The following is a 15,838-nucleotide window of genomic DNA, read 5'->3' on the forward strand; positions in this document are numbered from 1 at the left end:
CCAGTGGGTTAGAGGCTGCCGACGCAGACGTATTTGAGTTCCATGTATTCGGCCAGGCCGTGTCTGGAGCCTTCGCGGCCCAAACCTGACTGCTTCCAGCCGCCGAACGGAATTGGCGCACCGGTGAATTTCGCGGTGTTGAGCGCGACCATGCCGAACTCCAGCCGGTCCGAAACGCGGGCGGCGCGGCGCAGGTCGTTGGTGTACACGTAAGCAGCCAGGCCGTATTCGGTCTGGTTGGCACGACGAATGACCTCCTGCTCGTCATCGAACGGCAGGATGGCCGCGACCGGTCCGAAGGTTTCCTCGAAGGCGATGTCCATCTCGTCGGTGACATCGGCCAGCACAGTCGGCGTGACGAAATGGCTACCGAGCGCGCTGTCCATGCCGCCGATGGTCAGGCGCGCGCCGAGGGACAGCGCGTTGCCAATGTGGTCGCGGCTCTTGTTGGCAACCGAGACCCGGGTCATCGGGCCGATGTCGACGCCGTCTTCCAGGCCATGCCCGACTTTTAGCGCCGCAGTGGCTTGAGTGAAGGCGGCGACGAAGGGTTCATACAGACCACGTTGAACATAGATGCGATTGGCGGCGAGGCAGTCCTGTCCGGAGGTTGCGAATTTGGCGCCGATGCAACCAGCCACGGCCTCCTCCAGCGAGGCGTCGTCGAAGACGATGAAGGGCGCATGACCGCCCAATTCCAGCGAGACCTTTTTCACTGTTTCGGCCGATTGCTTGAGCAGCAGGCGACCGATTTCGGTGGAGCCGGTGAAGCTGAAAGCTCGCACTTCCGGGCGCTGCATCAGGCGCGCGGAAAGGCTCGGTGCATCGCCGGTCACGACCTGAAACACGCCAGCGGGTACGCCAGCTTCTTGCGCCAGTTTTGCCAAAGCCAGCGCCGACAATGGGGTTTCCGGGGCCGGTTTGACGATCATGCTGCAACCCGCGGCAAGAGCAGCGCCTGCCTTGCGGGTGATCATCGCGTTGGGGAAGTTCCAGGGTGTTACGGCGGCAGTCACACCGATCGGCTGCATCCGCGTGCTGAGCTGGCTGCCCGCCAGATGGCTGGGGATCGACTCGCCGTAACTGCGTTCGGCCTCGGCGGCGAACCAGTCAAGAAACGCTGCGCCGTAGGCGATTTCGCCAAGGGACTCTTTGAGGGGCTTGCCTTGCTCGGCGGTCATGATCACGGCCAGATCCTGAGCGTGCTCGCGGGTCAGGGACGCCCAGCGCCTCAGAATCGCGCCGCGCTGCGCTGGCAACTGATCGCGCCAAGCCAGAAATGCCTGACCGGCAGCATCGACCGCCGTGTCCATCCATGCCACATCACAGTGAGCAATACGGGCGATAGTCGCGCCGGTGGCCGGGTCGAGTACGGCGAGGCGAGACTCGCCTTCGATCCATTGCCCGTCGATCCACGCTCGGGTTTCGAAAAGGTCAGGACGGCGCAGTTGGTCGAGTGCCGTTTTGGCGAGGTTGTTCATGGTCTGAGTCTCATCGTCGAAAGGACGGGTTTGATGAGCTCATTCTAGGAACGAGGCAGCGTTGAAAAGCTGCGTTGCGTCGGCAGTATTTGCAGGATTACTGAGTATTTTAAGAATCGACGCAGTAAATCTGCGTAATTCTCGTATCGTGCAACGTTTTCAGGCTTTCTGGGATAGTGGCTGAAAACCGAGCGCCACTATTTGATTTCCTCTGCGCCGGGAATCGGAATACTGAAGCCCGCCTTGACCCGGTCCATCACTACCATGGTCTTGAAGCCTTTAATGTTGGGGTTGTTGTAGAAGAACTGGCGAGTGAACTGCTCGTATTCGTCCATGTTGCGCGTCGTCACCACCAGCACGAAATCGGCGTCGCCGGTGACGTAGTAACCGCTCATGATCTCCGGCGTCGAGCGGATGGACTGTTTGAATGTGTCGATGATGTCCGCGCGCTCACGTTCGAGCGACACCAAGACCAGCATCATCACCTCGCGCCCGACTGCTTTGGGCGACACCACCGCGATGTCCGCTTCAATGATGCCCTGCGCACGCAAACGCTTCAGACGGCGCTGAATGCCGGTACTGGACAGCCCGACCTGCTCGCCCAGTTCTTCACTGGAAACCCTGTTGTTGCGCTGCAATTCGCTCAGGAGCCTTGCATCTATTCTGTCCAGTTCCACGCTCAAGACTCTTCAGGTGTGTTGACCAGGCATGACGATCAGGCTGCATGTTAGCGCGAGATACGGGCACTAAGTCCATCAACTGGTGGAAGGCCGGTACTGCAGCGCTTCTGCGATATGACTTCTTGCAATAGCGTCCACCCGCTCCAGATCGGCCAATGTACGTGCCACTTTCAGCAGTCTATGTGCTGCGCGCAAAGAGAGGGTCAGCCGCTCGCAAGCGGTCTCCAGCCATGCTTCGTCTTCTGCCTTGAGCGCGCAATGTTGCCGTAGCGCTGGCAGATCGAGAAAGGCATTGGCGCAACCCTGGCGTTTTTGCTGACGCTCCCGGGCTTCGGACACCAGCAACGCTGCGCTTGCGCTGCTGTCGCCGGTTTGTGGGGGAGCGGCCAGCGAGGTGGTTTCGCGGGCGACGGTCAGGTGCAAGTCGATTCGGTCCAGCAACGGACCGGAGAGTTTGTTGCGATAACGCTGGATCTGATCGGTCGAACAGCGGCAACGGCCCGTAGGTTCGCCGTGGTAGCCGCAAGGGCAGGGGTTCATCGCCGCCACCAGCTGAAAGCGCGCCGGAAAACGCACCCGGTCACGCGCCCTGGAAATCACGATGTGGCCTGACTCCAGCGGCTCTCTCAGCACTTCCAACACGCGACGATCAAACTCGGGAAGCTCGTCGAGGAACAGCACGCCGTGATGAGCCAACGTAATTTCGCCTGGCTGCGGACGACTGCCACCGCTGTAAGGAACTTTGCTCAATGCGAAAAAATCAAAAAATCTCTGATTATTTGAGAGGTCGCTTGTCTTGTGTCGGAGCGCTCGGGTACATAGCACCTACACTCCTCTAATTAGGTGCCTCATGCGCGATGTAAGCCAGACCAACCGACCTGTTACCGAGACTCAGATGTCTTCTCCAGCCAAGCCTGTAAGAAAGACAAATCGTAGCTCCCGAGGCGTGAGGGGCCTCGTTCCGAGCATGGGCCACTACGAATCCGCCCTAGAGCGGGACATGATGGAGCTGATTCGCTTTGACAGGAGAGTAGGTAGCTTTACGGCTCAACCTCTTACTATTTCCTATTCTTCTATAGATGGAAAAGCATGCTCCTATACCCCCGACGGGCTTATCACATTCGTAGATCAAAGTATTGGTGGTGCACCGATTCTTTACGAAATAAAGTACCGGGAAGACTTTAGGGGGAACTGGCGGGTTTTGATGCCGAAGTTTCGTGCAGCCAAAAAATACTGTGCGGAAGTAGGATGGCGGTTTCATGTGTATACAGAAAATGAAGTTCGCACGCCGTACTTGGCAAATACTAAATTTCTATGGCCTTTTATTGGTCGATCAGTAGATTTGGCTATTTGCAGTATTTTACTTGACTCAGTGCTGCGCTTAGGGATGGCCACGCCAGAAATACTGCTGCGAGAAGCTTTGGCACTCAAATACGATACTGGCAGAGTAATTCCTGTGTTGTGGCATCTTATCGCAGTTGGTCGGATTGGATGTGATCTGCAGGAGAAGCTAACTTTGAGCTCTAGGGTTTGGTCGGCTGAGGAGATTCATCTTGAATAAAATTCGTCCTGGGTGCTTGGTATACTGGCGCGAAGACGCGTATGTAGTTATAGAGCTTAGTAATCTGACTGAGGCTGTCGTTAGGTCGGTTGAAAACCAGAGAGTAGCTGTGGTTCGTGCCTCTGAGCTAGCTAGCTCCCCAAAATCTGTCGGCAGACTGGAAGCTTCCCATGTTTTGATCAATGACAAAGAATGGGATCAAGCTCTTTCGAAATACGAGTTGATCCGGCCATTGTTACAAGAAACTCGTAATGATCATGAGAAGATACTCGCGGCCTCAAGGGAGTCAGGCAAAAGCCCTGCAACGATCTATCGATGGTTACAAACCTTTAGGGATTCTGGCCTAGTCTCTTCTTTGCTTAGATCTCGTAGGCACGATAAAGGAAGTGGTCGCTTGAGCGAGGATGCCGAAACCCTGATAAATAATGTCATAGATAAAGTCTATCTGGTAGAGGAACGTCCGAAAGTCTCACAACTATATCAAACGGTTAAAATTGCCTTCGAGCAACAAGGGTTAAAAGTGCCACACATTAACACCATCCATCGCCGGGTACGTGATATTGACGAAAAAGAACGTACTCGGAGACGGTTGGGGCCCCGAGCAGCAAAACATATTCACTCGCCCTTGCGGGGGAAGTTTCCTGCTACTTTAGCACCAAACTCGGTTGTGCAAATTGACCACACGCCGGTTGACGTGATTCTTGTTGATGAGCAACACCGCCTGCCGATAGGACGTCCATATCTCACAATGAGTATTGATGTTCATACACGTATGATCAGCGGTTTCTTCCTCTCTCTTGATCCCCCGAGTGCAGTATCCGCTGCTCTTTGCATTGCTCATGCGGTAATAAAAAAGGATGAGTGGCTTGCTAAGAGGGATATAGATGCTGAATGGCCAATCTATGGTTTGATGCAAAAGATCCATGTCGACAATGCAAAGGAATTCGTCGGCAGAGCTCTTAGTAGGGGATGCGAAGAATACGGTATATCGCTTGAATGGCGTCCTAAGGGCCAGCCAAACTATGGGCCGCATATCGAGCGTGCTTTTCGGACATTTATGAGTGAAGCGCATACGCTCAAAGGAACAACATTTTCGAATGTCAAGGAAAAGCTAGATTATGACTCTGAAGGGCGTGCTTGCTTAACGCTAGCAGAGCTTGAACTATGGTTAACTCTTTATATAGTTTATGTTTATCATAATAATAAGCACGTAGGGATTTGCGACTTCCCACCTATAAAATGTTATGCTCAATGTGTTTTTGGGGCGGGTGATGAATTGGGTGTGGGGTTGCCAGAGTCGATTGCAAATGAAGATAAGTTGCGACTGGATTTTATGCCGTTTGAGCATAAAAGTGTGCAGCGTCATGGAATAACCTGGGACTATATAAGTTACTACGCGCCGGTGTTGAAAAACCGAATTGGCCAGAAAGACGCAAACGGAAAAAGCAGAAAATTTTATTGTGTCAGGGATCCTCGTGATATCAGTGTAATTTATTTTTTAGATCCGGATCAAAAGGTCTATTATCCCATTCCGTATTTCGACGCTACTCTGCCTCCAATGAGCAAATGGGATCTTAAAGAAGTTAGGCGGATAATTAAGAGCGATCCTCGCGGGCATGTGAACGAGCATGCGATCCGTGAAGGGTATTGCAGGATGCGGAAGATTGAAGAAGAAGCAATAGAGAAAACCAGATTGGCGAAGAATGCGCGAGCAACGGAAAAGCGTAAACGGCGCACGGTCGAGCGTCGAGTTGGATGGAAAGGTGTCCACTCTAGCGTGTCAGAGCATCCGACAGATGCATTTGATGAGGAAGTTGATGACAATCTTGATGCTTTCGACGAAATAGAGGCCGGTTTGTCATGAGTGATTTCTCCCATTTGCTACCATCGATAATAGATAAAATCTCATGCATGAACGATCAAGAACGTATAGATCACCTCGCTATGCAAAGATGGATAGGATATACACGAGCACGCGAAGTCAGTGAAGCACTTGAGGCTTTATACAATCATCCGCGAGTGACTCGGATGCCAAACATGCTTTTGATCGGTCGGACGAATAATGGAAAAACCGACATGGTTAAGCGATTCGCCGCAAAGCACCCTGCTACTGAGAACTTGGGCGGCGAAAACATATTGGCTCCTGTAATTTTTGTCCAGACACCGCCAAAGCCGACAGAAAATGGATTTTATGCGGAAATTCTCCGTCCCTTGATGATAAAGCCTGTCGCAGGATCGAATGATGCAAAGCGTTCGCAAGTGGTAGATATACTCAGGGCGGTGCAGCTAAAAGTTCTTATAATAGATGAGATGCATAATACTTTAGCTAATTCTTCTCAAAGTCAGCATCAGTTCTTGAACCTTATAAAGTATTTAACAAATGAGCTGCAGGTGTCGATCGTCGGGGTAGGAGATGAGACCTTGCTGAATGCTGTGAGTATTGATTCACAAATTCAAAATCGATTTGAACCTCAGATACTTACACGTTGGGTCAAAGGGGCAGAATTCACTAGGCTGCTTAAATCTTTTGAGAAGATCTTACCGCTCAGAAATGCATCAAACCTCAGTGAGCCGTTGCTGTCGGCGAAAATCCTGTCCTTGAGCGAAGGTACCATTGGCGAACTGTCAAAACTCCTGAACGCAGCAGCAAGTCTTGCTATAAGCTCGGGGAGCGAAGCTATAGATCTCGAAATTCTGAACGCCTGTCCGTTCACACCACCTTCACAGCGAAGAAGAGTTGTGGGTGAGATATAAAATGGTTCCCATGCATCCTCAGCCAAGAGTGGGCGAGATTTTTTCCTCCTGGCTGGTGAGGCTGTCCTTGGCAAATGGTCTACCACTACACAGCTTTTACTCTGGATTGTTAAGGTATCGCCAGGCAATCTGGAATCGTGACATTGATCGGCATCCGCCTATCAGCTTTCTCGAGTGCCTTAATCACGCTACCAAAGTTCCAATAAGCCAGCTTAATGAGCTGACTTTAGTAAGGTATGAAGGCTTGTTTTATGACGAGCTTTCGGCAACTGGTGTTGTGCCATGGTTGCTGCCGCTAGGTATTTATCATCGCACTCACAAACTTGCGGGTATGCAATTTTGTCCGCTGTGTCTAAAGGAAGATTCGAACCCGTATTACAGGCTGAAGTGGCGAGTAGGCTTGATAGTTCTATGTGATGTACATAATTGTGTTTTAGTTGATCGTTGTCCGAAATGTAATAGTCCAGTTATTTTCCATCGGCATGGAATTGGTAGGGGTAAATATCTACATCCTAATTGTCTTAAGTATTGTTATTCTTGCAATCATAATTTGTCCACGGTAGAGCCAACTTACCCAGATTGGCCAGACCTTGGTTCGCAATCGCTACTTGAGCGCTTGATCCGTGAGTTCGAGTTTTGTCCATGGCAGGGATTTCCGGTCGGTGCTGATTGCCCTATACCTTTTTTTATAGGGTTGCGTGTGATTTTAAACTTGCTTAATGGCCGCTTCGGGGGACGGATACAGACATCAATCTGTTCAGAATTACCTGTAGGAGTTGTGCAGTCCTCCGCTCTGCATTTCGAATACCTAGACACCGCTAGACGCTTGCACTTGCTGCTATGTGCATGTTGGTTGATTCAAGGCTGGCCTGACCGCTTCGTACTATCCTGCCGCAATGCTGGGCTATCAAGAAGTCGAATCCTTGAGGTGCCTGATGCTAGTCCGTACTGGCTTGAGACCGTACTTTCCGGTCACTTGGATAGTCGGACCTACTCGCCAAGTCAGGAGGAATTTTTGCAAGCAGCGGCATATTTGGTTTCAAAAGATCGACAGTTAACCACCCAAGGCATTATGGAAGTTTTAGGAGTTCAACGAGACGCTGCAAGAAGAATGATTAAAATCTGGCTTCCACATTCGTAAACCTAGCTGTTCTGAATGGAATAGACCCAGGTCACCACGGTGGACGCCCCTTGGTGGCGAACTAGGCTCTCAAGTTGAGAGATACGCTTGTAGGTCTCGTACAGCGAAGTCATGCCACCCTGCGACATTACAGTGATATCCACGGCCTCGTCGCAGAATTCTCAAGTCAGCTTATCAACCAATTTTTCAACGATCTCTCGGTCGGCTTTCTCGCGCCAATCGGGGTCTTCCGGATCGAATTTAAAACGGACGCCAATGATGTCGGCGGGGATTCCCACAAATTTGGTGTCGTCTAAGTAAATGGGAATAACGCGCTCATCGGCGATGCGTGGTGCAAAGTGCTCGCGCTCGAACGTTGGCCAGATTTTTTCTGCATGGTGTTTGTCGAGGAGTACGACGACATAGCGCTTTCGTCCGCGAAAATCTCTTTGAATTTTTTAGTCCACGCCTTCCCTAGAAAATTCGCCTCGAAAACTTCGTCGTAGAAAACAGGAACGTCGAGGTCCACCAGCTGATCCGAGATATGCTTGGCCAGATCGCGGTTTTCTCCAGCGAACGAAAGCGCGACCTCATATTCGTAATTCTCCGCCAGATCCCGAAAACCGCAATCGCGACGCAGCGCCTCCCAGTCAAGATGGCAGCATAAGGATCCTAATTTCGATACACATGCTGGTTGGGGACCGACATCTTTCCGTCGGCGGAATAGCCTCGTGAACAGCTGGCTGACCTAACCGCCGAGCCCAAAGGTCTACGAGCTGTTAGTCACCATCACTGAAGGGCTGAATGAGCGCAGGCACCTGGTTGCGCACGTTGCCGATTGCACGATCCACCTTGAACCATTCGAAGGCCTCAGTCGGCTCTCCCTCGAGCAGTACCAATTGCTCAGCGCGTTCCTTTGGTGTCCCCGGGTCCAACCATTCCCGCGCTAGTTCCGGTGACAACGTCACTGGCCGACGGTCGTGAATATCGACCATGCCGCCGAGCTGTCGGCAGTGATGATCACAAAGCCATCATGCTCGCCCGGTTCGTGCTCGCCGATCGGATACTGGCCAATCGCGGTACAGAGGATTGGCGTCCGGTCACGGTGGCGGATCAGGTAGGGCTGCTTTTTGGGGCCGCCTTCATAAACCCACTCAAACCAGTTGTCGATTGCGATGATCGCCCTGTGCGGCCAAATCGCTTTGAAGAATGGCCCGTGGGAGACTTTCTCAACCCTGGCGTTGATCGGCGCGGCGCGGTCCTTGGCCCAATGCGGGCGCCAGCCCCAGCGCACCATGTCGGCGCGTAGAAGCTGACCCTCTTGGTGAAAGAGGGCGAGCTGTGTGGTTGGCGCGGCGTTACAGCGCTCGAAGCGCTCGAAAGGCTGGTCGCCAGCATAGTTAATAAGGGCGTTGGGAATGCTTAGTGCGAAATTGCGCCTCACTTGACCACCCATTTGCATTCAACCTGACCAGTCTTTTGCATTCGATCTGACCAGGTGCGACCAGTGCTAACTAGTGATGTCCATTTACCGTCCCGTGTGTGGGGGCTTGGGTCAGATCGCCTTACTCTTCAGCGGAGGTGGCAGGCGATGATGCTTGCCTGCTCATGAATGGAAAAAAAACATTAACAAAACCTTCCATTTGGAAAAAAAAATAGTTCTGTATTTGCAAAGGGGGAATTTATGAGTGCGAATAATAACGCTGGTTCAGGAAGTCCGCGTTACGTGGAGGCTGGTTTTTTACCGATCGACAACAACCCAGCGGAGCGCGCAATAAAGCCGTTTGTAATTGCGCCAAAATGGGTTAGAGCGCCCGAAGCCATGTTGGCGCTGACGCCGAATTGACCCAGTTGCCGAGATGTCACTGACCCAGTCGGATCCCACGAAAAACATTGCCTGTGCAGCGGGTCGTCGATTCTAAGCTGGGGCAGTCTTGCATCGGCACGTGGGTCAATTCGGCATAGGCCTCAACACCCCTTCAATACCATCGAGAGGCTGACGAGTCGACGGAGCGGAAAAACGCCTTGAGCCGATGTCAGATAAGGTATTAAATATCTGACATAACCTACAAGTGAACCTATCGATGCCTTCCCTACCTGTTGCCATTATTGAAAAAAGTCTGACCCTGCCCGAAGGCCACGTTCTGAGCCCCAAGGAGTTTCTGCATTTGGGTAGTCGGGACGCAGTGGATCAGGCATTTTCACGCTTGGCTAAATCAGGACGCCTGCTGCGTGTCGCTCGTGGTATCTACGTTGCTCCCTCACGGGGGAGAGAGGAAACGCAAGCTAGGCGGACAGAAACTGTCGCACTTTCAATTGCTGCGAAGGGAAAGGTCGCGATCACAGGTAATGGTGTTGTAGCTGCCAAATCGTTTGGGCTGATTTCGCAAGCTCCGGACGAAGTGACTTTTCTCACTACAGGCCGTAGCAAACAGCTGACCGTGGGCTTGGCCAAGGCCTCACTGCAGCATGCACCTTATTGGATGTTGGCATTAGGAAGGTCAAGGGCCGGCGATGCCGTCAGGGCAATGGCGTGGATGGGAGCAGAGTGTGCCGAAGAGACTGCATCACAGCTTCACAGCCAGCTTTCAGTCTCCCAATGGGAAGCTCTTTCCGCTGTTCGGGCTAGTCTACCCACCTGGATGGCTATTGCAGTGAGCAAGGCTGGCATCTACGGTGGATTACGCAATGGAGGCGGCGCTACTGACCAACGGCCACGCATTTAACGGCGAACTTAAGGGTATCAACAGGTCTTAGCGATTAAACTAACTGGATGAAAAAGGTAGAACACCATGGCTAGTGGCGAGCATTTAAAGGCGCTTTTGCGCTCTCACATCAAAGGAGATGACAGTCATTTTCTTGCCGTTGCTATGCAGATGGCTGCACACGAAGCCAAGCAAGGACACGGAAAGCTTGCTGAGGATTTACGCACACTGATTGACTCTGCCCAGTCCAAGCGAAAGCCACTGCCGTCTGGCCAACCAGTTCCCATTGGCCAGCCCAGAGGCGAATTGAGCAATCTGCTCTCTGTTGCTCTTCCTCAGACACGCTTCTCTGAAATGATCCTGGACGACGCCACCCACGGCCGGCTTGCCCGCATTATCAGCGAACAGCGCAATTTCGAAAAAATACGTGCGCACGGCCTCTCGCCCCGCCGCAAGTTGCTTTTGGTCGGCCCACCCGGAACGGGTAAGACCATGACCGCTTCGGCTTTGGCCGGAGAGCTCGGTATCCCGCTGTATATCGTTCGCCTTGATAGCCTGATTACCAAGTTCATGGGTGAAACTGCGGCCAAGCTTCGGCAGGTGTTCGACGCCATTAGAGACACTCGGGGAATCTACTTCTTCGACGAATTCGACGCGATTGGATCTCAGCGTAGCCTGGCCAATGACGTCGGTGAGATTCGTCGTGTACTCAACAGCTTTCTTCAGATGATTGAGCAAGATCAGTCCAACAGCTTGATCATCGCTGCCACGAACCATCCAGAAATTCTCGACTACGCCTTGTTCCGACGCTTTGATGATGTTATCGAGTATGGGCTGCCCAACCCGGAACAGATTTGCGCCGTGCTGAAAAATCGGCTCGTAAACTTTTCGAAATCAATTAAAAGCTGGGAAGAGCTCACCACAGTAGCAAGTGGCCTGAGCTACGCAGAACTGGTACGGGCAGCAGATGATGCGATTAAAGACGCGATCATTCATGATCGTGGTGCGGTAGACGCTAGGGACGTGGCAAAGCATCTTGAAGAGCGTAAAGCTTTCCACGGAAGACAACGATTATAAGCCGGTAGAGCTTTTCGATGACGGAACCAAACGCAGGGCAGCGGCGACACTTTCATCTACAACGTACAGGGCGGCCGGAGCGATACCAATCGACGGCATCCCCCACCCGAGATCCAGTTTTCCCCCCTCGCGACAAAACAAGGCATGGCGAGCGGTTGCTGGGGCAACTGGAGCACTTCAGAACGCGAATGGTACAGGCCGTTCAACTGCAACGCTCTCAAGGCCAAGACGGCGGCTTTGGCTTGCAACTTGAATTTGTAAGTGAGCCTGGCTTTGAACTGGCATTTGAAGGACTGGCCCGAGGTCAGCAACGAATTGAGTTGTTGAATCTGCGTTACGACGGGGCTACCCAAACTCACTTTGCGACTGTTTTCGTTCCAGACGGAAAACTCAGTGCGTTTGAAGGATTGGTAACGCAGTACATGCACGTAAACACCAGTAAAGGTGTTCCTCGCAATACCCCTCTTTTAAACCCCATCCTTGAAATCCGAACAGCAACTTTCAGTGCCCTATGGACTGACAGCCAAGAAGCGCTGCCCAGCAATCCTGATGAGCCGATTTGGTGGGAGTTCTGGTTGCCTGCTCGCGATAACCAAGCCGCTGTACTTCAGCGATTCCGAAACATTGCGGGAGTGCTTGAGTTCCAGGTTTCGACAGATGCGCTGACCTTTCCAGAGCGAACAGTCGTCAACGTGTACGGCACGCAAGCAGCCATCACCGCGTCAATGGCACTGCTCAATGAAGTTGCTGAAATTCGCCGAGCCAAAGAAACGGCGGAATTCTTCGATGCGCTGACCCCAACTGAACAACGCGAATGGGCAGATGATCTGCTCGGGCGTACTTCAGGTGGTGATGACAACAGCGTTCGTATCTGTCTGATCGATACAGGTGTGAACCACGGCCACCCCCTGCTGGCCAACCATATTGGAATGGCAGATCTACACACCGTTGATGCCGAGTGGGGAGTTCAAGATGATGTAGGCCATGGCACCGGCCTTGCCGGAGTCGCCCTCTATGGCGATCTGGTTGATCCACTGTCAGCACCAGGCCCAGTGAGCATTTCCCACCGCATCGAGTCCGTAAAGCTGTTACCGAGCGCGAGAGGCTACCAGCGCGAATCGTATGGTTCGTTGACAATGAACGCGGTAGCGCGGCCAGAAATTTTCCAACCCAACAAGCAACGCGTTTTCAGCATGGCGATTACAAGCCTCGATGACCGTGACAGAGGCCGACCTTCGGCCTGGTCGGCAGCCGTGGATCTTCTGACCTCCGATGCTCTGGGCGGGCGGACCCAGCCACGTCTGATGATCGTTTCCGCAGGAAATGCCAATACGGAACAATACGTTCGTTATCCCTTCAGCAATCAATCCGACGGTATTCATGATCCCGGCCAATCATGGAACGCGATATGTGTGGGTGCGTATACCCAGAAGGTCACGCTGGATCCAGTCGTTGCTGGGGAATCGGTTCTTGCTGCCAATGGCAGCCTCAGCCCTTACAGCACCACATCTTGTACCTGGACAAAAACACCGTGGCCGTTGAAACCGGATGTTGTCTTCGAGGGTGGTAACCTGGTTCGGGACGCTTACGGCATTTTTAGCCACACCTCTCTTTCACTACTGACAACGTCACACGAACCGCAGCACCGCCTGTTTACCACGACGTGGGCTACCAGTGCCGCCTCTGCACTCGCTTCTCGTATGGCCGCGCAAATCTCTTCTGCCTATCCAGAGCTCTGGCCGGAGACGGTACGTGCGCTAGTAGTGCACTCCGCCGAGTGGACAGAGCGGATGAAGGCCGAGTTTCTGGCCGGCGACTCCAAGTCAGACTATGAAGCCCTGGTTCGCACCTGTGGTTTCGGCGTTCCCGATATCGGCCGAGCACTGTGGAGCGCATCGAATTCTTTGACCTTGGTGGTGGAAGATTCTCTTCGCCCGTTCACCCGGCAGGGATCTAAACCCGCAACCGCCCGCGACATGCATCTTCACCTACTTCCCTGGCCTCAACAGGAGTTGCTGAATCTCGGAAACGAGGACGTCGAGATGCGCGTAACCCTGTCTTACTTTGTTGAGCCGAATCCAGGTGTCGCAGAACGCGGGCTCAAAGGGCGCTATCGATATGAATCCCATGGACTGCGCTTTGAGGTCAGCCGATCTGGCGAGGATGCGACAGTGTTCCGTCAGCGGATCAACAGACGCGCCCGAGAAGAAGATGACGATGAAACCCCTTACCTCAGCAGCCCCTCGGACACACGCTGGCTGATAGGTACACGTGGTCGCCATAAGGGGTCTCTGCACTCTGACATCTGGCGAGGACCGGCCTCCGACTTGGCGGGATTGGGAATGATCGGGATCTATCCTGCGCCGGGGTGGTGGAAAACCTTGGTCAAACAGCAGCGCTTCAACGATGACGTGAGGTACAGCCTGGTCGTGTCGATAAAGACACAGCAGACTGAAGTAGACCTATACAACGCTGTCGACGTGGCAATCGCCAACGCAACGGCAATCGTGACGTGAGCACGGCTTACGCCCTGTACCGTGCGTAGCAGTATGAGCTGAAGGGGCGCGAACGCCCTTTCAGCTCAACCATGCAGAGATAGCAGAAACGCTCAACGACAACAGGCCGGCGGATCACTGAGGATGATGACAAATGGAAGAAGTGTTGGCGCTGATTGAAAACTGACCCGGTCAGTTTTCAATCAGCGCCAACACACTGGGCTAAGTCGTTAGCTTGCCTTCGGGCCATTGATGCTGAATTACTACCTTCCGAGCAAGTGCTCTAGGAACAATCTCGCTGCGACGGACAACGCCTCTTGCGACCTCACGCAAACGTTGAGTTCACGGGAGGCCCACGGTTCATTTAGCCTGACCACCTTCGCGCCGTCCATTTTGTAAATCGCCGCGCTCCCCTCGGGCATGATACCAATGCCCAACCCGGCCTGAACCATCAGGTACAGAGCGTCGTAACTGGAAACTTCCATACGTATTTTCAGTGAGCGTCCTTGGTCGTTGGCCGCCTTGATCAACTGAAAGTTGAGGTGAGTCCCGCTGCGCAAGGCGATGTATTCGTGCTCCAGGGTTTCGTTGAATTTGACGGATTGGTGTTCGGCCAACGGATCTCCATCAGGCACGAGCAACACCAGTCGATCCGTGCGAAACGGGAAGACCTCAATGTCGGCACCATGGGGCAGGCGTGTGAAGATGCCGATGTCGGTACCATTTTCGGACACCGCTTTGGTGATCGCCAGACTTTGCTTTTCTTCGAGGCTGATGTTGATCAATGGGTACAGCTGCATGAACGACTTGATCAGGCCGGGCAGAAATTGGGTGATGGCGGAGATGTTGGCCAGCACATGCACCGAGCCACGACGGCCGTGAGAGTAGTCGCGCATCTGCACAACGATTTCGTTGAGGTTGTTCAGGGCACTGCGAGCCATGAATAACAACGACAGGCCGGCGTCGGTTGGCGAAATGCCCTTGTTGGTGCGGTTGAGCAGTTTCGAGTCGAGCAGCTCTTCCAGTTCGCTGAGCCGCTTGCTGACCGCCGCCGCAGCGATGTGTTCGCGCTTGGCGGCGGCCGCAATGGTGCCTTCTTCAACGACGCTGACGAAGAGTCGCAACGAGACCGGGTCGAGTTTCATGTGAAGTACCGGTTTGCTGATCTGAATGGCCAGCATAGTACTACCTCAGTCACTGACTCAGAATGCCCCGGACAACAGGTGACCGGCGTTCGGTACTTTGGCCTCGAGACCGAGGGTTTTTAGCATTTGGTACACGGTAGCAACTGACGCCGACAGCACCGGTTTGTCGAGGCGATCCTGGACCACCTGAATCGCTGGCAGCGAAGGCATCTGCACACAGCACGACAGCACCACACCGTCGGCCTGACCGATATTCAGCCGGTCGGCGTGGGCCACCAGATTCATCGGGTCCAGACGACCGACTTCAAGGTTGTCGGACACTTCCAGGCTGATGGAGTCGACCACTTCGATACCCGCGGCCTCGATGTAGTCGATGACCTGTTGGGTCAGCGGTTTCATGTACGGGGTAATGATCGAGATTTTCTTGTAGTCGAGCATGTTCAAGCTGTCGATCAACGCACCCGCGGAACTGAGTACCGGAGCGGCCGACTGATTGGAAGCCACGGTTTTACTCAAGCGCTCTTGCGAGACTTTGTGATAGCCCGGTCCCTGGCACATGATCGCCACCAGGCAGGCATAAGCCATGACATCCACCCGTGCGTCGCTGAGTTCCAGCGCGCAGCGGTCACTGTCGATGTCCATCTTTTTCAGCTCTTCGGGGCTGACGTGCATCATGCGCATGCGTGAGGAGTGAAAGGTAAAACGCTCTTCTGGAAACAGCCCGTAGCGTGATGTAAGCATTGCCGGGATTTCGGTTTCCATCGTGGTGTTGGAGCTCGGTACGATTTGGCCGATTCGAAAGTTTTTCATGGTTTTTTCC

10 protein-coding genes and 3 pseudogenes are annotated in these 15,838 nt (G+C 53.3%); 7 read left to right on the forward strand and 6 right to left on the reverse strand.

Features of this window, described 5'->3' with window-relative positions; all coding sequences use genetic code 11:
* Positions 1 to 8: 8 nt before the first annotated feature.
* The 3 genes and pseudogenes from BWR59_RS06140 to BWR59_RS06150 form a co-directional block, all read right to left on the reverse strand.
* Positions 9 to 1,481: an NAD-dependent succinate-semialdehyde dehydrogenase gene (locus BWR59_RS06140; protein WP_081564747.1), complete on the reverse strand. Its 1,473-nt coding sequence runs from the start codon at positions 1,479 to 1,481 to the stop codon at positions 9 to 11.
* Between the two features lie 197 nt (positions 1,482 to 1,678).
* Positions 1,679 to 2,158 carry an Lrp/AsnC family transcriptional regulator gene (locus BWR59_RS06145; protein ID WP_081564748.1) on the reverse strand — a complete coding sequence of 160 codons (480 nt, stop codon included), beginning with the start codon at positions 2,156 to 2,158 and terminating at the stop codon, positions 1,679 to 1,681.
* A 78-nt stretch (positions 2,159 to 2,236) separates the two neighbouring features.
* Positions 2,237 to 2,890: pseudogene (locus tag BWR59_RS06150) on the reverse strand (ATP-binding protein); the annotation flags it as partial.
* A 271-nt stretch (positions 2,891 to 3,161) separates the two neighbouring features.
* Between BWR59_RS06150 and BWR59_RS06155 the strand changes: the two are divergent.
* The 3 genes from BWR59_RS06155 to BWR59_RS06165 are packed head-to-tail and all read left to right on the forward strand — an operon-like array spanning position 3,162 to position 6,476.
* Positions 3,162 to 3,722 (forward strand): TnsA endonuclease N-terminal domain-containing protein, encoded by a 561-nt coding sequence (locus BWR59_RS06155; protein ID WP_218191150.1) that lies wholly within the window; start codon positions 3,162 to 3,164, stop codon positions 3,720 to 3,722.
* Positions 3,715 to 5,586, forward strand: coding sequence for a DDE-type integrase/transposase/recombinase (locus BWR59_RS06160; protein WP_143490773.1), 1,872 nt, complete (start codon positions 3,715 to 3,717; stop codon positions 5,584 to 5,586). The genes BWR59_RS06155 and BWR59_RS06160 overlap by 8 nt, the downstream gene beginning before the upstream one ends.
* A complete protein-coding gene (locus tag BWR59_RS06165; protein WP_230981969.1) occupies positions 5,583 to 6,476 on the forward strand; it encodes a TniB family NTP-binding protein in 894 nt (297 codons plus the stop codon). Before BWR59_RS06160 ends, BWR59_RS06165 begins: the two co-directional genes overlap by 4 nt.
* 1,899 nt (positions 6,477 to 8,375) lie before the next feature.
* Here the strand turns inward: BWR59_RS06165 and BWR59_RS06180 are convergent.
* Positions 8,376 to 9,052: pseudogene (locus tag BWR59_RS06180) on the reverse strand (SOS response-associated peptidase family protein).
* A 264-nt stretch (positions 9,053 to 9,316) separates the two neighbouring features.
* Between BWR59_RS06180 and BWR59_RS31885 the strand changes: the two are divergent.
* From BWR59_RS31885 to BWR59_RS06195, 4 genes and pseudogenes are all read left to right on the forward strand, one after another.
* A pseudogene (locus BWR59_RS31885) lies at positions 9,317 to 9,403 on the forward strand (transposase); the annotation flags it as partial.
* Positions 9,404 to 9,680: 277 nt separating this feature from the next.
* On the forward strand, positions 9,681 to 10,322 hold the full coding sequence (locus BWR59_RS06185) for a DUF6088 family protein (protein ID WP_168184456.1): 642 nt from the start codon (positions 9,681 to 9,683) through the stop codon (positions 10,320 to 10,322).
* Positions 10,323 to 10,388: 66 nt separating this feature from the next.
* Complete coding sequence (locus BWR59_RS06190; protein WP_081564753.1) at positions 10,389 to 11,378, forward strand: ATP-binding protein; 990 nt, start codon at positions 10,389 to 10,391, stop codon at positions 11,376 to 11,378.
* A gap of 155 nt (positions 11,379 to 11,533) precedes the next feature.
* Entirely contained in the window at positions 11,534 to 13,894 is a 2,361-nt protein-coding gene (locus BWR59_RS06195; protein ID WP_269140317.1) for a S8 family peptidase, read from the forward strand.
* Between the two features lie 242 nt (positions 13,895 to 14,136).
* Here BWR59_RS06195 and BWR59_RS06200 read toward each other — a convergent pair whose 3' ends face one another.
* Both BWR59_RS06200 and BWR59_RS06205 read right to left on the reverse strand, forming a co-directional pair.
* Positions 14,137 to 15,054 (reverse strand): LysR family transcriptional regulator, encoded by a 918-nt coding sequence (locus BWR59_RS06200; protein ID WP_081564755.1) that lies wholly within the window; start codon positions 15,052 to 15,054, stop codon positions 14,137 to 14,139.
* 21 nt (positions 15,055 to 15,075) lie between these two features.
* Positions 15,076 to 15,828, reverse strand: coding sequence for an Asp/Glu racemase (locus tag BWR59_RS06205; protein ID WP_081564756.1), 753 nt, complete (start codon positions 15,826 to 15,828; stop codon positions 15,076 to 15,078).
* Positions 15,829 to 15,838 lie beyond the last annotated feature (10 nt).

This window comes from Pseudomonas sp. Bc-h (genome assembly GCF_002080045.1).
In the GTDB taxonomy this organism is placed as follows: domain Bacteria; phylum Pseudomonadota; class Gammaproteobacteria; order Pseudomonadales; family Pseudomonadaceae; genus Aquipseudomonas.